Annotated in this window: 17 protein-coding genes; 10 read left to right on the forward strand and 7 right to left on the reverse strand. The window is 50.4% G+C overall.

The window, feature by feature from the left end:
- The first annotated feature begins 40 nt into the window (after positions 1-40).
- From DFR47_RS03255 to kdsA, 3 genes are all read left to right on the forward strand, one after another.
- Positions 41-682: a L,D-transpeptidase gene (locus tag DFR47_RS03255; protein WP_113942933.1), complete on the forward strand. Its 642-nt coding sequence runs from the start codon at positions 41-43 to the stop codon at positions 680-682.
- Between the two features lie 370 nt (positions 683-1,052).
- Positions 1,053-2,681 (forward strand): CTP synthase, encoded by a 1,629-nt coding sequence (locus DFR47_RS03260; protein WP_113942934.1) that lies wholly within the window; start codon positions 1,053-1,055, stop codon positions 2,679-2,681.
- Between the two features lie 177 nt (positions 2,682-2,858).
- Positions 2,859-3,701: a 3-deoxy-8-phosphooctulonate synthase gene (gene kdsA, locus DFR47_RS03265; protein ID WP_113942935.1), complete on the forward strand. Its 843-nt coding sequence runs from the start codon at positions 2,859-2,861 to the stop codon at positions 3,699-3,701.
- A 49-nt stretch (positions 3,702-3,750) separates the two neighbouring features.
- Here kdsA and DFR47_RS03270 read toward each other — a convergent pair whose 3' ends face one another.
- Both DFR47_RS03270 and DFR47_RS03275 read right to left on the reverse strand, forming a co-directional pair.
- The gene (locus DFR47_RS03270) at positions 3,751-6,093 is read right to left on the reverse strand and encodes a TonB-dependent hemoglobin/transferrin/lactoferrin family receptor (protein ID WP_113942936.1); all 2,343 of its coding nucleotides are present in this window, start codon (positions 6,091-6,093) and stop codon (positions 3,751-3,753) included.
- 136 nt (positions 6,094-6,229) lie between these two features.
- Entirely contained in the window at positions 6,230-6,667 is a 438-nt protein-coding gene (locus DFR47_RS03275; protein ID WP_113943220.1) for an Lrp/AsnC family transcriptional regulator, read from the reverse strand.
- Positions 6,668-6,839: 172 nt separating this feature from the next.
- Between DFR47_RS03275 and rocF the strand changes: the two genes are divergently transcribed.
- The 3 genes from rocF (at position 6,840) to DFR47_RS03290 (ending at position 9,602) form a co-directional block, all read left to right on the forward strand.
- A complete protein-coding gene (gene rocF / locus DFR47_RS03280; protein ID WP_113942937.1) occupies positions 6,840-7,763 on the forward strand; it encodes an arginase in 924 nt (307 codons plus the stop codon).
- 216 nt (positions 7,764-7,979) lie between these two features.
- Positions 7,980-9,050, forward strand: a complete 1,071-nt coding sequence (locus DFR47_RS03285; protein WP_113942938.1) for an ornithine cyclodeaminase — start codon at positions 7,980-7,982, stop codon at positions 9,048-9,050.
- Positions 9,051-9,161: 111 nt separating this feature from the next.
- On the forward strand, positions 9,162-9,602 hold the full coding sequence (locus tag DFR47_RS03290; protein WP_113942939.1) for a DUF1489 family protein: 441 nt from the start codon (positions 9,162-9,164) through the stop codon (positions 9,600-9,602).
- A 71-nt stretch (positions 9,603-9,673) separates the two neighbouring features.
- Here DFR47_RS03290 and DFR47_RS03295 read toward each other — a convergent pair whose 3' ends face one another.
- Positions 9,674-9,961 carry a hypothetical protein gene (locus DFR47_RS03295; protein WP_113942940.1) on the reverse strand — a complete coding sequence of 96 codons (288 nt, stop codon included), beginning with the start codon at positions 9,959-9,961 and terminating at the stop codon, positions 9,674-9,676.
- A 200-nt stretch (positions 9,962-10,161) separates the two neighbouring features.
- Positions 10,162-11,757, reverse strand: coding sequence for a D-alanyl-D-alanine carboxypeptidase (locus tag DFR47_RS03300; RefSeq protein ID WP_374788387.1), 1,596 nt, complete (start codon positions 11,755-11,757; stop codon positions 10,162-10,164).
- Positions 11,758-12,484: 727 nt separating this feature from the next.
- Between DFR47_RS03300 and clpS the strand changes: the two genes are divergently transcribed.
- Both clpS and clpA read left to right on the forward strand, forming a co-directional pair.
- Positions 12,485-12,835, forward strand: a complete 351-nt coding sequence (clpS, locus tag DFR47_RS03305; protein WP_113943221.1) for an ATP-dependent Clp protease adapter ClpS — start codon at positions 12,485-12,487, stop codon at positions 12,833-12,835.
- Positions 12,836-12,841: 6 nt separating this feature from the next.
- Entirely contained in the window at positions 12,842-15,286 is a 2,445-nt protein-coding gene (gene clpA, locus DFR47_RS03310) for an ATP-dependent Clp protease ATP-binding subunit ClpA (RefSeq protein WP_113942942.1), read from the forward strand.
- A 78-nt stretch (positions 15,287-15,364) separates the two neighbouring features.
- On the opposite strand, the gene scpC is transcribed toward clpA, so the two are convergent.
- Positions 15,365-16,858: a succinyl-CoA:acetate CoA-transferase ScpC gene (scpC, locus tag DFR47_RS03315; protein ID WP_113942943.1), complete on the reverse strand. Its 1,494-nt coding sequence runs from the start codon at positions 16,856-16,858 to the stop codon at positions 15,365-15,367.
- Between the two features lie 632 nt (positions 16,859-17,490).
- On the opposite strand from scpC, the gene DFR47_RS03320 reads away from it, so the two are divergent.
- Both DFR47_RS03320 and DFR47_RS03325 read left to right on the forward strand, forming a co-directional pair.
- Entirely contained in the window at positions 17,491-18,273 is a 783-nt protein-coding gene (locus DFR47_RS03320) for an AzlC family ABC transporter permease (RefSeq protein WP_245416418.1), read from the forward strand.
- Positions 18,270-18,617: an AzlD domain-containing protein gene (locus DFR47_RS03325; protein WP_113942945.1), complete on the forward strand. Its 348-nt coding sequence runs from the start codon at positions 18,270-18,272 to the stop codon at positions 18,615-18,617. Before DFR47_RS03320 ends, DFR47_RS03325 begins: the two co-directional genes overlap by 4 nt.
- A gap of 45 nt (positions 18,618-18,662) precedes the next feature.
- On the opposite strand, the gene DFR47_RS03330 is transcribed toward DFR47_RS03325, so the two are convergent.
- Complete coding sequence (locus DFR47_RS03330) at positions 18,663-19,085, reverse strand: HIT family protein (protein ID WP_113942946.1); 423 nt, start codon at positions 19,083-19,085, stop codon at positions 18,663-18,665.
- A gap of 10 nt (positions 19,086-19,095) precedes the next feature.
- The gene (locus DFR47_RS03335) at positions 19,096-20,268 is read right to left on the reverse strand and encodes a GNAT family N-acetyltransferase (RefSeq protein ID WP_374788390.1); all 1,173 of its coding nucleotides are present in this window, start codon (positions 20,266-20,268) and stop codon (positions 19,096-19,098) included.
- Between the last annotated feature and the right edge of the window lie 54 nt (positions 20,269-20,322).

Below are 20,322 nucleotides of genomic sequence, written 5' to 3' on the forward strand. Positions count from 1 at the left end.
CTTCATCAGATGCGCATAAAAGAGTGTTCGAGAAAGCCCCATGATTTCATCGCGTGTTCTCATCGCCGGTTTTGCCGGTTTGTGCTTAAGTTTCTCAGCTTTGACCGGTCTGGCTTCGGCGCAGACTGCACCAGCTGCAGAAGAAGCGCCTAAGGCTGCTAAATCTGAAAAGAAAAAGGCACCTGCGCAGAAGGTTGCTAAAACCAAATATAATATTGATCCGAAATTTCAGGCACAGACTGTTGCTTTCTCGGGTTATCCGGTCGGAACAATCGTTGTCGATCCGTCCAAATATTTCCTTTATTTGGTAGAAACACCAACCACTGCACGTCGCTACGGTATTGCAGTTGGTAAAGTTGGTCTGGAATTCAAAGGCAGCGGTACAATCAATGCCAAGCGCGAATGGCCGCGTTGGATTCCAACGGCCGATATGGTGAAGCGTAATCCGCAGCATTACGGCCGCATTAAAAACGGTATGGATGGTGGTATGGGCAACCCGCTGGGTTCCCGCGCGCTGTACCTGTTTCAGGGCAATAAAGATACCTATATCCGTATTCACGGCACAGTTCAGCCTTGGACAATCGGTAGTGCGGCTTCAAATGGCTGCTTCCGTATGACCAATGAAGATGTGATGGAACTTTATGAGCGCGTTAATCTGGGTGCGACTGTCGTCGTTCTTTGATTTTGCTGCTTTTCGCAGAAGCCGGCTGACGCCGGCTTTTTGCATTTTAAGTCATCAGACTTGCTCAAAATAATATTTAATAAAAAAAGTTGTTCGGGATAAACGAATAAGCAGTGGCAATTTGTTTGCCGAAGCACTATCTGTTTGGTCAGAGCTACGGGTCATATTTCTGTAGCGCGTTATCAACGCAAAGTTTGTAATTTCAGCACTGTCGGGAAAAATCCTTACGGTGATGTTGTTGCGTGAAATTGGGTTTTACCAAAAAATCCCTCATGGATTTGGCGGTTAAATGTTAAGAATAATGAAAAATCCGTTACAAATGCATTTTTTTGTGGCGGAATCAATCAGGAGAGTCTAACGACATAAGCCCATGGCGCGATATGTATTCATCACAGGCGGCGTGGTCTCTTCCCTCGGAAAAGGCATAGCTGCAGCAGCACTGGCGGCTCTTCTTCAGGCACGTGGTTACCGCGTGCGGATCAGAAAGCTCGACCCTTATCTCAACATTGATCCGGGCACGATGTCCCCTTACCAGCATGGTGAGGTGTTTGTGACCGATGACGGTGCGGAAACCGATCTTGACCTCGGTCATTATGAGCGTTTCACCGGTCGTTCTGCGACAAAGCAGGACAATATTACCACCGGCCGCATCTACCAGAACATCATCGAGAAAGAACGCCGCGGCGATTATCTCGGTGCGACGGTTCAGGTTATTCCGCATGTAACGGATGAGATCAAAAACTTCATTACCGATGGCAATGAGGATTATGATTTCGTGCTTTGTGAAATCGGCGGCACAGTCGGCGATATCGAAGCAATGCCGTTTCTGGAAGCCATCCGTCAGCTTGGCAATGAATTGCCGCGCGGGACAGCCGTTTATATTCACCTGACACTGATGCCGTATATTCCGGCAGCAGGTGAGCTGAAAACCAAACCGACACAGCATTCCGTAAAAGAACTGCGTTCTATCGGTATTGCACCGGATGTTCTTCTGATCCGTGCGGATCGTGAAATTCCGGAATCCGAACGTAAGAAGCTCTCCTTGTTCTGTAATGTCCGCCCGAGTGCAGTTATTCAGGCACTGGACGTTCAGAGCATTTATGATGTGCCGATGGCCTATCATAAAGAAGGTCTGGATTCTGAGGTTCTTGCTGCTTTCGGTATTGAACCGGCACCTCTGCCGCAGATGGAGCGTTGGGAAGAGATTGCCAACCGTATCCACAATCCTGAAGGCGAAGTGACCATTGCAGTTGTCGGTAAGTATACCGGCCTCAAGGAAGCTTATAAATCGCTGATCGAAGCACTGACCCATGGTGGCATTGCCAACCGTGTGAAGGTCAACCTCGACTGGATTGAAGCGGAAGTCTTCGAGAATGAAGATGCAGCTCCTTATCTCGAAAAAGTTCACGGCATTCTGGTGCCGGGCGGCTTTGGTGAGCGTGGCGCTGAGGGCAAGATTCTCGCGGCTAAATTTGCCCGTGAGCGTAAGGTTCCTTACTTTGGTATCTGCTTCGGTATGCAGATGGCTTGTATTGAAGCTGCACGCAATCTTGCCGGTATCAAAGATGCAACATCAACCGAGTTCGGTCCTGCGAAGGAACCGGTTGTTGGTTTGATGACTGAATGGCTCAAAGGCAATATGCTGGAGAAACGTTCCGCATCGGGCGATCTCGGCGGTACAATGCGTCTTGGTTCTTATGAATCCGTTCTCAAGAGCGGCACCCGTATTGCTGATATTTACGGCACAACGGATATTCATGAGCGTCATCGTCACCGCTATGAGGTCAATATCGATTATATGGATCAGCTTGAAAAAGCCGGTCTGACATTCTCCGGTCTGTCACCTGACGGTGTTCTGCCGGAAACAATCGAATATGCTGACCATCCTTGGTTTATCGGTGTGCAGTATCATCCGGAGCTGAAATCGCGTCCGTTTGAACCGCATCCGTTGTTCGCTTCCTTTATTGAGGCGGCAATGAACCAGAGCCGTCTGGTCTGACCAATGCAACGGGCACTGTTAAAGTGCCCGTTTTGCTTTTATCAAAAGAGACTGGATATTGCGTAAGCTAATATCCATATGCTGAGAACGAGACTGCTTTGCGCTTATCAGCGCTATGAGTCTGCGTGATTATTTATTCTGAAAAGTCAGGCTACTTTTCAAATTTGAGGAACAGAGATGACTGCCAATTCTGTTATTGAGATCAAGGCGCCGTCAGGCAATGTCGTATTTTCCAACAAGGGCGCATTGTCGATCATTGCTGGCCCGTGTCAGATGGAAAGCCGTGAACACGCTTATGAAATGGCCGGTTCCTTGAAGGAAATGACAGATAAGCTCGGTATCGGACTGGTTTATAAATCGAGCTTTGACAAAGCCAATCGTACATCGCTGAAAGGTCAGCGTGGTATTGGTCTGGAAAAGGCTCTGGAAGTCTTTGCTGATCTCAAGAAAGATTTCGGCTTTCCGGTACTGACCGATGTTCACACTGAAGAACAATGTGCAGTTGTCGGTGAAGTTGTTGATGTGCTGCAGATTCCGGCATTCCTTTGCCGTCAGACTGATCTTCTGATTGCAGCAGCCAACACCGGTCGTGTGGTCAATGTCAAAAAAGGCCAGTTTCTCGCGCCTTGGGACATGAAAAATGTCATGGCCAAAGTGATTGAAAGCGGCAATCCGAATGTGATGCTGACCGAACGCGGTGCATCTTTCGGCTATAATACACTTGTGTCGGATATGCGTTCGCTGCCGATTATGGCTGGCATGGGTGCACCGGTGATTTTTGATGCAACCCATTCGGTTCAGCAGCCGGGCGGCCGTGGCGAAACCAGTGGCGGTCAGCGTGAGTTTGTTGAAACATTGGCGCGTGCAGCCGTTGCTGTAGGCGTGGCTGGCGTGTTCATTGAAACCCATCAAGATCCGGATAATGCACCATCGGATGGTCCAAATATGGTTGCAATTAAGGATATGCCGCGTCTGCTCGAAACGCTGATGGCTTTTGACCGTTTGGCAAAGTCTCTCTGATTTAGAAAACAGCTTAAAAAAAGCCCCGATTTTTGCGGGGCTTTTTCGTTTAAAACTTACGGCTGAGACTGACTTTAAAGTTCCGGCCAGGCATCGCTGAAATGCCATCGCTTAGATATGGCTCATAATATTTGTCGAAGATATTTTCGACGGCCAGATGCAGCTCTGTATCTTTCATCATACCGGAGCGTGGTGTCCAGTCGAGAAACACATCATGCAAATTATAAGCATCGCTTGGTTTGCGGGCATAGAGATTGCCGCCCTGATTGTAAGCTGTTTTATGTTGCTTGGCGACAAACGTGCCGACCCAACCGAACATTAAATCGTATTCTGCAACCTTCCAGCCAAGAGTTGTCGACAGTGTATTGGGCGCAAGATCATGAATATAGGTGTCATTGGGTGAGTAAACATTATTCACCAAACCGTGACGTTTACCATCCATATAGCTGTAGCGAATATTGGCAAAATAATTGCTGGTGTCGTAGTTAGCGGAAAGTTCAAAGCCTTTGGTGTAGAACGACGGAATGTTCCAGTAAAACGGTACTTGCTCACCTTTCGGCAGGTTAGCCGAACCGAACCTGCGCCAAACCTGATCTGTTACATGATTATAATAGACCGAGGCTTTGAGCGAGAGCATGTCATCATCGCTGAAGACCTGATCAAAATCAGCTTTGACACCAATATTGATATTGTTGTTCCGCTCGCCTTTAAGCTGACGGCTGGTGCCTGGTGCACTGCTCAGATCACTCTGATTGGAAAAGGTTTCATCAATATTCGGTGCGCGGAAAGAATACGCCCAGTCCGCAAAGAATTGCAGGTTTGATGTTGGTTCATAAACAACACTGAATGCTGGTGTTACCGCATCATGTGAAACTGCAGAAAAATCGTGACCGGCTTTAGGATTGTTGAAACGTGGGGCGGCATTTGGTGTGCCTTCCGTGCGGATGTAGTCGTAGCGAATACCCGGTATCAGCGTCAGCTGGTCGGTAATTGTGATTTTATCATAGGCATAAATCCCAAGACTGTCCTGCTTGCCGCCCGGCATAAACCATGGTGCATAATGCCCGTAATTATACTGAGGATCGGTAGGTCTGCTGATATCGAACATATCAGTTTTACGTCTATGCTTATTCAGCTGTACGCCATAATTGACGCTATGTTCAAAACCACCCAATTGAAATTTAGACGTATTTTCTGCTTCAAGATGCAGGTCTGAATAGAGCGAGTGGAGTTCTTGTCCGCCGGTCGATGCGCTTGGCTTGTAATTAGGCAAGCCGGTCGGGCGTGATGTATCGAGCTGTGTGGAGGAATAGCTCAGCATAATACGGGCATCAACCAGATCGCTGTCACCGTGATATTTATATTCAAGGCTGCCATTCACATCTTTAAATTCGCGCCATGAGAGGCGGCGAAGCAAAGCCTGACGGTAACCGTATTTGTCAATGTCATATTGGCTGACAACGATCTGCCCGCGAATGGCTGCGACCGGCCCCCAATTATCAGAAGTGCCGTAACGCATCGCGGCGGTCAGTTCATGATTATCGACCGTGGCGCTGGCTTTACCTGTAAAGGACGTTAGCTGGTCGTTGGAATAGGTATAGCGCTCACCGCCGCCGACACGAACATCATCACCTTTACGCCATGTAACGGCTGCAAGGCCGTCATAGGTCACAGGTGTACCGAAATCCGAACGACCATAGACAGCAGCTGATTCTGTCAGGCCGCGATTGGCGCTTTGATAGCCGGTTTTCAGCCATGCCCCCCAGCTTTCACCGTCACGCAGCATGTCAGCAGCAGAGCGGGTTTCCATCTTGATGGTGCCGCCGAAGCCGCCATTGCCGTATTTGACTGAGGTTGAGCCTTTTTCAATTTCGACGCTTTTCAACAATTCAGGCTCAATAAAAATTGTGCCCTGATCATATTGCTCAAAATTCTTACGGGCGCCATCAAGGATAACACGTACGTCAGTCTGTCTGCCGAAGCCGCGGATGGCAATGCCTTGCCCCTGAATACGCACGCCACCGAGCAACGCGACACCCGGTACGGATTTCAGCAGTTCAGGCAAGGATGATGCCTGTGCTTTTTCAATCGCTTGTGTATCCAGTGCCGCAACATTAGGGGCAGCTGTGCCGTAACTACCGTCACCGGCAACAATGCCATTGATAAGCGTAATGGTGTTTAATTGAACGGTGCCGTTTTGTGCGGTTGTTGCTTCATTGGTACTGGTCGCTGCCGGTTGGGATTGCTTGGTTTGTGCGACGCTTGCAGCTGTCAATGACAGGAGGGGAATACTGCTTAAAACGGTGCTTGTAAGAAATAAAACTGTAAATTTTTGCAGGCATGAAAACGTGCGTGCACCGGAGGCTGAACCACCGGCAGCATAAGCGGACATAAGCGCAACTCCTTGGGAGGATGTGTTGTTCAGGCTTTATTAACGAATGCGCCTGCCATAGTGTATTTGTTGCGCTTTGCATATATGTTTTGCCTAAACAAGACAATTTTTGTCGTGTTTAGGCTGAGTAATCTGTTTACAGACGCGCTTTGGTGCTGCGCGGGGTCGCCAGAAGCAAATTGGTTTCGCTGTTGGTAATGCCCGCAACCAGACGCACACGGCGCAGTACACTGTCGAAATCAGTGAGTGTATCGGCATTGATTTCTGCAATCAGATCCCAGCGACCATTGGTGGTGTGAATTTCCGAAATCTCCGAGAAGCCGCCCAGCGCTTTTACCACGCGCTCTGTCACATGGCCTTCAATAGCGATCATCATAATACCGCGAACAGCCTGCTCAACAGTGTCCGCACGCAGGATAACCGTATAGCCGAGAATGTGGCCGTCTTTTTCCAGACGTTCGAGGCGGGCGCGGGCGGTTGCGCGGGAAACACCGGCATCAAGAGCCAGATCAGAGATACTGCGGCGGGCATTATGACGGAGCAGGGTGATGAGTTTCTGGTCTAGTTCGTCCACGGTCTTACCATTTTGTTTATTTAACTGATCATTCTGATAAAGCATCTGTGGAGATTTGCCAATCTTCTCTGTCCACTCTGCCAATGATTCATGATTTTATACCGGAAAATCACAGCCCAGACTGCGCTTGAGCGGACGGCTTGTGGAAAAATGATAGTCGTGAGGAACATATATGCATTGTAAGCTGATTGGTGCACCCGTGCAGGACGGAACCGGACGCATGGGCTGTGAAATGGGGCCGAGCGCTTTTCGCGCTGCCGGACTGACACAGGCTCTGGAAGAGCTGGGTCATAATGTGACCGATCTTGGCAATGTAGAACCGGCACCGAAGCGGGCACTGACTCATTCCAATCCGGCTCTGAAAAATCTTTCTGAAATCGTTGCATGGATTGAGGCGCTGGATAAAGCTGCCTATGACCATAGTGCTGACGGTTTCCCGATCTTCCTCGGCGGCGATCATGCATTGGCTGCCGGTACTGTATGCGGCCTGAGCCGTCGCGCCAAAGAGCTGGGACGCCCGCTTTTTGTACTGTGGCTTGATGCCCATACGGATTTCCACACACTGGAAACCACAGCCAGTGGTAATCTGCATGGCACACCTGTGGCCTATTACACCGGTCAGAAGGGCTTTGAAGGCACTTTCCCTGAAGTGCTGGCACCGGTTGATCCGGCCAATGTCTGCATGATTGGTATCCGCTCGGTTGATCCGGCAGAACGTGTTGCAATCAGCAAGACTGAAGTCACCGTCAATGACATGCGTATGATCGATGAGCACGGCGTTGTGGCTTTGCTCAACCGCTTCCTGCAGCGTGTTAAAGACGCCAATGGTCTGCTGCATGTCAGCCTTGATGTGGATTTCCTTGATCCGAATATCGCACCGGCTGTTGGTACAACCGTACCGGGCGGCGCGACTTTCCGCGAAGCGCATCTGATTATGGAAATGCTGCATGACAGTGAGCTGGTCACCAGCTTCGAGGCTGTCGAGCTTAATCCGTTCCTTGATGAGCGCGGTCGTACGGCCTTCCTGATGGTCGATCTGATCGCCAGCCTGATGGGGCGCAGCGTGATGGATCGTCCGACACGCAGCTTCGCATAGAGCTGAAAGTTTCAAAAACAGAGCGCCCGCAAGCCAGAAGGTAAGCAGGCGCTCTTTCTTGGTTTAAAAAGCAGTTTCAAAATGTGTGGTAACCGGTTTACTACTGAGCCAGTTTGCTACTGAGATTGCGCCATTCAACAAGCAGAGCAATTTCCCTGACCGGAAAAAAGACTGCTCTGATACAGGTTCCGGCAGTGACCGGAGGGAGATAGCCTGATGCGTGACAGAACAACTTTGAATCTCGTACCATTTGTCAGTGTTGACCACATGATGAAACTGGTTTTGAAAATCGGTATTGAAGATTTTCTCAAAGAACTTTGCACCTATGTGGAAGAAGATTTTCTGCGCTGGGAAAAATTCGATAAAACCCCGCGCGTTGCTTCGCACTCCCATGATGGTGTGATTGAACTGATGCCGACAAGCGACGGTAATCTCTATGGCTTTAAATATGTAAATGGCCATCCGAAGAACATGAAAGACGGTCTGCAGACTGTTGCTGCATTTGGTATGCTTTCTGACGTTGATACCGGCTATCCGGTTCTGCTCACAGAAATGACCATTCTGACCGCTCTGCGTACTGCTGCGACTTCGGCTGTTGTCGCCAAATATCTGGCTCCGGAAAATGCAGCAACCATGGCCATTATCGGCAATGGCGCGCAGTCCGAGTTTCAGGCACTGGCATTCAAAGCGCTGCTCGGTGTGAAGTCGCTACGTCTCTATGATATTGACCCGACTGCAACTGAAAAGTGCAAACAGAACCTCGCACGCTTTGGCTTCGATATCGTCACCTGCACCAGTGCAGAAGATGCAGCGCAGGGCGCACAGATCATCACCACTGTGACTGCCGACAAGCAGAATGCAACAATCCTGACTGATAATATGATCGGCAGCGGCATTCACATCAACGGCGTTGGCGGTGACTGCCCGGGCAAAACAGAAATGCACAAAGACATTCTGCTGCGCTCCGATATCTTTGTTGAATATCCGCCGCAGACCCGCATTGAAGGTGAAATCCAGCAGCTCGATGCTGATCATCCGGTTATCGAAATGTGGCAGGTGATGAACGGTACAGTACCGGGTCGCCGCGATCAGAACCAGATCACATTGTTTGACTCAGTTGGTTTCGCGACTGAAGATTTCTCGGCACTGCGCTATGTGCATGACAAGCTGAAATCAACCGGTCTGTTTGAAAATCTTGATCTGCTGGCAGATCCAGATGAGCCGCGCGACCTGTTTGGTATGCTGCTGCGCTGTGAAAAGAAGCTCGCTGAAGAAGTGGCTGCTTAATTCAGGTTACTATTTAAAAAACGGGCAGGGTAACTCCTGCCCGTTTTGTTTGTAGCTGTTGTAACGGCTTGTATACTGGACTTCACCGGTGCAAGGGAGTAATTGCCGGTTATGGCTCTGCATCTTGTAAAACTCTGTGTGGGATGTGATTCCCTTGAAGATCTGGCAGCGTGGATTGATTTCCGCCTTGAGGAATGCCGTGCAAACGGTGTTGTGCCGGAACAGTTTCATACAACGCGAATGGTCCCGAAGCGTCAGGCGGAGTTGCTTGACGGCGGTTCACTCTATTGGGTGATCAAGGGCAATATTCAGGCGCGCCAGCGCTTGCTGGAAGTGCGTACATTTACCGGTGAGGACGGGATTGGCCGTTGTCATCTGGTGCTGGAGCCGAAAGTCATTCCGACCATCTGGCAGCCTCGCAGGGCGTTTCAGGGATGGCGTTATATTGCAGATGAAGAAGTGCCGCAGGATGACAGGGCGGGTGCCGGTGGCGGCATGCAGGCTTTGCCAGTGGAGCTGCGCCGCGAACTGGCGGTGCTGGGTCTTATTTAAAGCATTTCCAGCAAAAGTGCGAAGCGGTTTTGCGTCGGATAATGCGTAAAACAAACAATTACAGCTTATTCTTAACGCAGTTTCAGGCGGATTGCTGTGCGTCCGTTGATATTGCCTGTTGCAACACGCACGGATGCTTCCGGCAGACTGATGCGGCGGCTGCGCTGAGCATTGCAGACCAGCAGGCCGACAAACTCGCGGGTATTAAGTGAGGCGCCGTCAGCGCGCAGATCGGCAAGACGTGCTGCGGCACTGCGTAAAGCATGCACGCTGAGCAAAGTGGTTTTGCCCGATTTTTGGTGGTCGGATTCAACCGGATCAACATTGGTGAAACCGAACAGGTTGAGCATATTCGACATTGTAAACCCTTTACACAATACTCATTGGGTTTGCAGATGGTCTGCCAGACTGATGACAGGCTGAACACAAAGCTTGTCATCTCGGATATTACGCTGCGTCAGAGCATGACCGGATGTTACCGGAATAATACAAGATGCTCTGCCGCTTTTTCGAAAGGGTAACCGCGATACACTTTACGGTTACGCTTTAAACAGATGCCTTATCGGGCAATTGCATAGCAGCTGAATTTTTTCTTTTTGAGGGCATCACAAGCATCCCATGCAGCCGTTTTGGTTTCAAAACCAACGAAGCGAGCGCGGTAGAAAGTGTTGTTACCCTTGTTGAAAGTTTCAGTCATTGGCGAAGTGGCGCGCAAGGTGCTGCCAGCCTGCTGAGCGGCTTTGTTCAGCATTTCCTGCGCCTGATTTTCGCTTGGCAGGGAACCGATCTGAATAGCCCATGCACCGGCAACATCATTTGCAGCAGCCATAGCAACAGTTGTCTGCGCAGGCTGAGGTTGACGGACATTTTCCTGCGGAACTGCTATTGGTTCATTGCGAACAGCTGCAACAGGCTTAGGTGCCAGACCCATACGGGCAGCTGCCGTATTAGCAGAGGCAGTGGTAACCGGATCAACATTCGGGATCGACGCTTTAGGTGTCGGAATTGCCACGAGCTGAGAAGAGGTGGAGGCAGCAGGGCGCTGTGTTGGTGAGGCCAGTGCCAGCATTTCCGGCTGCTGCGCAGGAATTGGAGGCTGACGGGAAATCACCGCACTGATAGCATCCTGTGCACTGCCGGTTGAACCGGAAGCATCGGCCACAAGAACCGGCTGCTGATCTGCGCGCTCAGCTGGAATTGGTACTGCGCGCGGCAATGGCGATGGGGTCGCTGCTACTGCCGGTGCGGCAGGTGCATCATTACGTGCCATCAGCAGGGCATCGTTGCCACGACGCGATGGTGTTGCTTTTTCCAGATGCGCCTGAATCAGACGTGTCATAGTCGCATCACGGGATGCGCCGGTATTGCCGCCCATAACAACAGCAACAATACGACGACCATCGCGATTGACGGAGGTGACGAGATTGTAGCCGGACGCGTTAACATAGCCAGTTTTAATGCCGTCTACGCCTTCAATACGACCAAGCAGGCGGTTGTGACCATTGATGGTCTTACCGCGGAACTGGAAGCTGGAGCGGCCGAAATAGCCGTAATACTGCGGATAATGCTGACGCAGAGCGATACCGAGAATCGCCATATCCCGCGCAGTGGTCTGCTGGTTCGGGTTAGGCAGACCCGAAGCATTGCGGAATGTGGTCGAGCGCATGCCGAGGCGGCGCGCTTTTGCGGTCATCATCTGAGCGAAACGAGGTTCAGAACCACCGAGATATTCACCAAGAGCTGCCGCAGCGTCGTTTGCGGAGCGGGTGATCAGCGCCATAATGGCATCTTCAACAGTGATGGTCTGGCCTGCTGCCACACCGATCTTTGTCGGTGGACGGGAGGCTGCATATTTGGAAAACGGAATTTTGGTATTTTTGTTGATGCGACCGGCCTGCATAGCTTCAAAAACCATGTAAAGCGTCATCATCTTGGTAAGCGATGCAGGAAAGCGCTTGGCATCGGCGCTTTCAGCAAACAAAGTTTTACCTGTGTTAGCGTCGATCACGATTGCTGCGTGGCGCGATGGATTTTTCGCTGCCTGCGCTGAATCTGTTACAATGGTAAGAGATACGGCGCCGACCATTGTTACTGCTAACAATGAGCGGGCCGCAATCTTGATGCCGGATGCGGCGTGACGGAACGCATGATACACGGTGACTTACCTACCTGGACTGCCAATTTTCAGGTGTGGCGCAAAGGACACGCCACGAACATTTCCGCGATCATATTGCCAACAGCCTTACCAATCCGTTTATAGACTGGAAAAACGTGCTGATTTTTTGACTTATATGACACTTTTTTACGCCTGAGCGCCGTTTGACTGCACTGCAAGAATTGTCAGGGTTGCGTTAAGTGCTTGCTAATAAATGAAAAATTTATTGATTGAAGTTTTCTGTCGAAAATTAAAAAAATAATATGTTGCGGGTGTTTTGGGCTCAAAAAATGATTTTCTTTGTTCAAAACAGCTAATTTGTCCTGAAACTGTTAAGAAGTGAAGTTATGTGGCTGGCTTCAACAGGGTAGAACAAACTGACTGAAAGGACGCGGACGGTTTCGATGCTGCTTTGTGATTCAATATGCGGGCGGGAATGAATTTTCTGCCTTATGGAAAACAGTCAGATTCGTTTGCGGAAAACTTTGCTTAACAGATGTGTTTCATACTGGTTTTTTCCTGCAGTCGGGGTACTCTGGAAAGAAATGAGGTCATGTCAGGCTTTATAAAGTTCGGGGCTTAACATCGCCGCGTTTCAACCTACATAATAGGTCTACGATGCATGGCTTAACGGTTATGCAGGGTGACTTCGGAAATACAGATACGATCAGGACGGATATAGTCAGTAATGAATGCGGCACACCGTTTAAAACAGGCTTCGCCACTTATGCAGGATAAGCCTGTTATGCAGGGAAATGATGAAGACGATCAGAAAGGCCCTGGTAATGGTACGGCTGTTATTACGCGGACAAAGACCCGCTTAAAACGGCCCAGCCTCTACAGGGTTTTGCTGCTGAATGATGATTATACGCCTATGGATTTCGTGATTCATGTGCTGGAACGTTTTTTCCAGAAGAACCGTGATGAAGCGACACGCATTATGTTGCATGTTCATAATCACGGGGTCGGTGAGTGCGGTATCTTTACCTATGAAGTCGCCGAAACCAAAGTGACGCAGGTGATGGATTTCGCCCGTCAACATCAGCATCCGCTGCAATGCGTGATGGAGAAAAAGTGAGGTACCATGCCAACATTCTCCCAAAGCCTTGAAAAAGCACTTCATCAGGCGCTGACAATCGCCAATGAACGCCATCATGAATATGCCACGCTTGAGCATCTTCTGCTGGCGCTGATTGACGACCGTGACGCCGGTGCGGTTATGCGTGCCTGCAATGTCGATATTGTGCAGCTTAAAAAGACAGTGACAGATTATATTGACCGCGAACTGGATAATCTGGTGACCGGTTATGATGAGGATTCCAAGCCGACAGCCGCTTTCCAGCGGGTGATTCAGCGCTCGGTAATCCATGTGCAGTCCTCAAATCGCGATGAAGTGACCGGTGCGAATGTGCTAGTGGCAATCTTTGCCGAGCGGGAAAGCCATGCAGCCTATTTCCTGCAGGAACAGCAGATGACCCGCTATGATGCGGTCAATTACATTTCGCACGGTATTTCCAAGCGCTCCGGTGTCAGCGATGATCTGACACAAGATAAGCTGCATGATCAGGAAGAGGCGGCTCAGCCTGAAAATGAAGAAAGCAGCAAGAAGAAAATTGACGCGCTGACAGCCTATTGTGTCAACCTCAATGAAAAAGCCAAAGCCGGTAAGATTGATCGTCTGGTTGGCCGTGAGAGCGAAGTTAACCGCACGATTCAGGTGTTGTGCCGCCGTTCCAAGAATAACCCGCTTTATGTGGGTGATCCGGGCGTGGGTAAAACCGCAATTGCCGAAGGTCTCGCCAAACGTATTGTTGACGGCGATGTGCCTGAAGTCTTGCTGAACGACACGATCTTCTCGCTGGATATGGGTAGCTTACTGGCTGGTACCCGTTATCGCGGTGATTTTGAAGAACGCCTGAAACAGGTTGTCAAAGAACTGGAAGATTATCCGGGTGCTGTGCTGTTCATCGATGAAATCCACACTGTGATCGGTGCGGGTGCGACCTCTGGCGGCTCTATGGATGCGTCCAACCTGCTGAAGCCTGCTTTGTCTTCCGGTCAGATTCGCTGCATTGGCTCGACAACCTATAAAGAATTCCGTCAGTTCTTTGAGAAGGACAGGGCGCTTGTACGTCGTTTCCAAAAGATCGATGTGCCTGAGCCGACTGTGCCGGATGCTATTGAGATCATGCGTGGTCTGAAGCCTTATTTTGAAGACTTCCACAAAGTGAAGTTCTCGAATGATGCATTGACTGCGGCGGTGGAACTCTCTGCCCGCTATATCACTGACCGTAAATTGCCGGATAAGGCGATTGACGTGATTGATGAAAGCGGTGCCGCACAGATGCTGGTGCCGGAAGCCAAGCGCAAAAAGGTCATCGGTATCAAAGAGATCGAAGCGACCGTTGCGACGATGGCACGTATTCCGCCGAAGACTGTTTCCAAAGATGACGAGCAGGTGCTCGCCAGTCTGGAAAAAGATCTTAAACGTGTGGTTTATGGGCAGGAACTGGCGATTGAATCGCTCAGCTCTGCAATCAAGCTGGCTCGTGCGGGTCTACGTGAGCCGGATAAGCCGATCGGCTCTTATCTGTTCTCCGGTCCGACTGGCGTGGGTAAGACGGAAGTTGCCAAGCAGCTTGCCAGCACATTGGGCGTACAGCTGCTGCGTTTTGATATGTCCGAATATATGGAGCGCCATACGGTTTCGCGCCTGATCGGTGCCCCTCCGGGCTATGTCGGTTTTGAACAGGGTGGTCTGCTAACTGATGGTGTTGACCAGCATCCGCATTGCGTGTTGCTGCTTGACGAGATCGAGAAAGCACATCCGGATCTGTTTAACATTCTGTTGCAGGTTATGGATCATGGTCGTCTGACCGATCACAATGGCAAGCAGATTGACTTCCGCAACGTCATTCTGATCATGACCACCAATGCCGGTGCAGCAGATCTTGCTAAAGCAGCGATTGGTTTCGGTTCATCCCGTCGCGAAGGCGACGATATGGAGGCGATCAACCGTCTGTTTACACCGGAATTCCGCAACCGCTTAGATGCGATTATTCCGTTCGGTCCGCTGCCTGTGCCGGTTATTCATAAAGTGGTGCAGAAATTTATCATGCAGCTGGAAGCGCAGCTTGCTGATCGTGGTGTTACTTTTGAACTGGATAAGAAGGCCGTTAATTGGCTGGCTGATAAAGGCTATGATGAGCGCATGGGTGCACGCCCGCTGGGTCGTGTCATTCAGGAATATATCAAGAAGCCGCTGGCGGATGAATTGCTGTTCGGTAAGCTGAAAAACGGCGGCACTGTCAAAGTGACGACCGGTGAAAAAGCCGATGGCAAGATTGGTCTAGTGCTGGATGTGGTTAAAGCCAAACCGGTTAAGCCGCAGAAAGAACAGCCGGAAGAAGAACTGGTTGTAAAGCCGGAGAAAAAACCTGCCAAGGCTGAGGCTGTTGCCGAAACAGGCGCAGCGGAGCCAAAGCGCAAATCGGCATCGGTGCCGAAAGTGCCACGCTCTAAAGAGTAGGGCTTTAACATAAGACAAAAGAAAAGCGCCCGTTGATCGGGCGCTTTTTTATTTGCGGTAAATAAATGAAAAGCCTGATCAGCTCTTTAGCATTGTGCCGGTTTTTTCCTTAAGCGCATACCACGAGATAGCTTCTTCCAGAATATGTGGGGTCTGGCCGCCACGCTCACAGGCACGGGCAAAATAATCGCGCAATTGCGGGCGGTAATCCGGATGCGCACAATTTTCGATAATCACAGAAGCCCGTTCGCGCGGAGCAAGGCCACGCAGATCGGCAAGACCGTGTTCTGTCACCAGAATATCGACATCATGTTCCGTATGGTCAACATGCGGCACCATTGGCACAACCGAAGAAATAGCACCGTTTTTGGCGACTGATTTCGTCACGAAAATTGAAAGATAGGCGTTGCGGGCAAAATCACCGGAACCACCGATACCGTTCATCATATGCGTACCAGCCACATGGGTGGAGTTCACATTGCCGTAAATGTCGAATTCAAGGGCAGTGTTGATGCCAATAATCCCAAGACGACGGATCACTTCCGGATGGTTGCTGATTTCCTGCGGACGCAGGATCAGCTTATCTTTATAGCGCTCGAAATTACCGAATACCCGTTCGCCGCAAGCCTGACTGAGCGTGATGGATGAAGCTGAGGCAAAGCTGAGTTTGCCTGCATCCATCAGGTCAAAGGTGCTGTCTTGCAGAACTTCACTATACATCCGCAAGCCCTTGAAAGGACTATCGACAAGGCCGGTCAGAACCGCATTGGCAATCGTGCCGATACCGGCCTGCAGCGGGTTGAGCGACAGATCAAGGCGGCCTTTTTCCACTTCACTCTCAAGAAAATGGGTGAGGTGGGAGGCGATGGCAGAGGTTTCACTGTCAGCAGGCTCAATCAGTGAAGCGCTGTCAGACTGCTCCGTGATAACGATAGCTGCAATTTTTTCCGGTGGAATCGGAATATATGGCGTGCCGATGCGGCTCTCACAGGAGACGACCGGAATCGGATCGCGAGACGGGCGCTTGGTCGGAATATAGACATCATGCAGACCTTCCAGCGCAAGTGGATGGCTGAGATTGATCTCTACAATGACTTTCTTCGCCAGAATAGCAAAGCTTGCTGAGTTGCCGATAGATGTTGTCGGGATAACACCGCCGTCTTCATTAATGGCAATGGCTTCAACAATCGCATAGTCAACCGGCCCGATCTGATTGGAGCGTAACTGCTCAACAGTTTCAGAAAGATGCTGGTCGATAAACATCACTTCGCCACGGTTGATGGCAGCGCGCAAAGTGCGGTCAACCTGAAACGGCATACGGCGGGCAAGAACACCGGCTTCGGTGAGAATCTTATCAACATCGTGGCCGAGCGAGGCACCGGTCAGTAGGGTGATTTTGAACGGGGCAGTCTTGGCCTGTTCAGCCATTGCAACCGGTACAGCTTTGGCGTCACCGGCGCGGGTGAAGCCGCTCATACCGATTGTCATCCCGTCTTTAATCAGGGCTGCTGCCTCAGCAGGCGTCACAACTTTATCTTGAAGGGAGGAATTGCGGATACGATCTTCTAGCATGGGAAACCTATATTCGAAGGATCTCTGAATGGGAGGGTTCAGAGGTAAGCAGTTTCAGGAAAAGTGGAAGCCGGTTTTCCGTTCGAAACTGCGCTAAACAAAGAATTCGTGGCGTTCTATATTATAGAAATGAAAGCCTCTCTGATCGCATATGTATTGTATGCTGTTATAGCATTTCCAGCAAAAGTGGGAATCGGTTTTGCGTCGGATAATGCGTAAAACCAAATAGTTACAGCGGTTCCAACGATTCAGTCTTAACTGGAACCGCTGTAATACGCAGTATCGGTGTAAGGGCAGAAGTGAAGGTTGACCTAAACGTAAACTGCTCTGAATAAAGGATTTATCCTGTAGCAGAGTGTTTTGCCAGCCCTGACTTTGATATGGTCATTCTGTCGCGATTTATAGCGGAATTGTCCTGAGTAAAACAGCTCGTAGAGGTGCAGTTTGCCTCAAGTTTATGCCGGTTACGAATGACCGGCCTGAGCGGCATTGCCAATGCAAAATCCCGTGATTAACAATGAGGCCACCACAAGTGCCATCTTATGTAAGTTAGTCTTATGCCAGATCATCAGTTGCCGGCAGGCCAGTCAGCAAACCGCCCAGCATCATGCCCAACAACATGCATTGAAAGCGTGGATAAAAATGCTGATGAATATAATCGGGATGCCGCTTCAACATTTGCAGAGCGTGTGCAGTGGTTTGGCCGCGGCTCAAAGAATATTTTCAGCATACCGGCACTGTTGCTGATCAGTTCGTTTATCGGTTTTTCCGGTCTGGCAATTGAGAGCGGTATCAGCATGGGGCAGGCGGTGTTTATGACACTGACCATCTGGGCTCTGCCTGCCAAAGTGGTGCTGATCGGTGCGATTTCTGCCGGTAGTTCAATGGCCGCTGCGGCATTGGCTGTGGCGCTGTCTTCTGTGCGTCTGATGCCGATGGTCGTGGCGCTGTTGCCGGAGCTGAAAGGCCCGCGTTCCCGCAAAATTACATTGTTGTTTCTCTCGCATTTTGTGGCTGTAACCGCATGGGTCATGGCGATGGAGCAGTTGCGTCATATTCCGCGCGATCTGCGCACCAGCTATTTCGCCGGTATCGGTGTGACTTTGGTGCTGACCAATGCCTGCGTGGTAGCACTGATTTATCTGCTGTCTGCCAATTTTCCGCCTTTGCTGTTTGCTGCACTTTTCATGCTGACGCCGATGTATTTTCTCACATCATTGTGGCGCTCATCGCGTGAGCAGGCGGGCAAGACGGCTTTGCTGAGCGGTTTGCTTATCTTTCCGGTCATGCATGCAATTGCACCGGGTTATGACCTGCTGCTCACCGGTCTGATTGGCGGTGCAGTTGCCTTCGGCTTCCATCTCTATGTCGAGAGCCTGCGCCGCAAAGAAGCTCAGAAGGAAGTGCTGTCATGAATTTCACGAGCTTTGATACATGGTGGTGGCCGTATTTATTCATCCTGATTGCCGGTACTGTGGCAACGGATATCTGGCGCTTTCTGGGAGTGCTGGTCGGCGGGAAGATGCGCGAGGATTCACAAGCTCTGGTGCTGGTGCGCTGTGTAGCGACGGCCTTGGTGGCAGGGGTGATTGCGCAGCTTATTCTCTATCCGACAGGTGAGCTTGCGAATTCGCCGATGTGGCTGCGGGCAGGTTCTGCGGTGCTTGGCTTTGTTGCATTTTTGCTGGCGGGGCAGCGTATTCTGGTGGGTGTTCTTACCGGTGAAGCACTGCTTCTGGCAGGGCTGCTTCTCCTGTAAATCTCTGCGCACATGCAATATGCGCAGAGAGATAAACACTATTAATTAAAGGCTTGCGATAATTTTCTGACAATTCTCAGCAAGAACAGCCTGATCTTCCATTTTGCCGGTATGTCCCGTCAGCTCCACGCCTTCAAAGCGCGGAATAACGTGGAAATGCAGGTGGAATACAGTCTGTCCGGCAGCCGGTTCATTGAACTGCATAATGGTAACACCATCAGCCGCAAAAGCCTTCTTCACTGCAACAGCAACTTTCTGGGTAGCGGCAATCAGCTTGGCCAGCACAGCGCTGTCAGCATCGAGAAGATTGCGCGAACCCTGTTTCGGGATCACAAGGCTGTGGCCTTTGCCCTGCGGCATCACATCCATGAATGCATAGACATCATCATCTTCATAAATCTTATGGCTTGGAATTTCGCCGCGCAGGATCTTCGCGAAAATATTGTCGCTGGCATAAGGCGTGGTCATAGAATGCTCCCTAATCCGGTTGATGGAATTTGCGGAACGGACTGTGTTCCGCATAATAGCTGTTGTTCATTTCGACTTCGCGGATCTCACGGCGCAGATATTGCGCCACGGCATCACGAAAGCCTGTGTGGCTGATATAATGGGCGGAGTGGGTGGTGACGGGCTCATAGCCGCGCGCCAGCTTGTGTTCACCCTGGGCGCCAGCCTCCACCACTGATAATTTATGCGCAATGGCATAATCAATGGCCTGATGATAGCAAACTTCAAAATGCAAAAACGGGTGATCTTCGATGCAGCCCCAGTGACGGCCAAACAAACGGTCGCCGCCGATGAAATTGATTGCACCGGCAATATAGCGGCCATCACGCTTGGCCATAATCAGCACAATATCATCGCCCATACGCTCGCCGATCAGCGAGTAGAATTCACGGTTGAGATAAGGGCGCCCCCATTTGCGGCTGCCGGTATCCATATAAAAAGCGTAGAACTTATCCCAGATATCTTCCGTCAGGTCTTTGCCGGTTAGCCAGTCAATGGAAATGCCATTGCTCAAAGCCTCGCGACGTTCGCGCTTTAATGTTTTGCGTTTGCGGGAAATAAGTTCTTCCAGAAAATCATTATAATCCTGAAAACCATTGTTTTTGAAATGAAACTGCTGGTCTTTGCGATGCAGGAAGCCGGCTTCAGTCAGCGCCTGAATATCAGCCATTTCCGCAAAAGTTACATGAGCGGATGACAGCTGATTATGATCGGTGAATTGGGTAATCGCGCTGCTCAGCAATGCGCGTTGTGTGGCAGGGGTATCTGTTGTTAGCAGGCGCGCACCGGTCGCCGGAGTGAAAGGAATACCCAGTTGCAGCTTGGGGTAATATTGTCCGCCTGCGCGTTCAAAGGCTTCAGCCCAGCCGTGGTCAAAAACATATTCGCCCTGACTGTGGGATTTCAGATAAGCAGGTGCTGCGGCGAGCAATCGTCCTTGTTGCGTCTCCAGACGCAAATGACATGGCACCCAACCGGTTGCTTCACCCACGCAGCCGGAATCTTCCAGCGCAGAAAGATAGGCATAGGACAAAAACGGATTATAGGATTTATTGTTTTGCAGATTACCGTCATCGGACAGGGCTGCGGTGTATTTTTCGGTTTCAGAAAACAGTGCCCATTCATCAGGGCTGAAGCCCTGCATTGAGCTGATGTTACGCAAAATAATGCCGGTTTCTTCCTCTGCGTCTTTATGCAT

It is taken from the genome of Pseudochrobactrum asaccharolyticum, from assembly GCF_003314995.1.
Classification (GTDB): Bacteria; Pseudomonadota; Alphaproteobacteria; order Rhizobiales; family Rhizobiaceae; genus Pseudochrobactrum; species Pseudochrobactrum asaccharolyticum.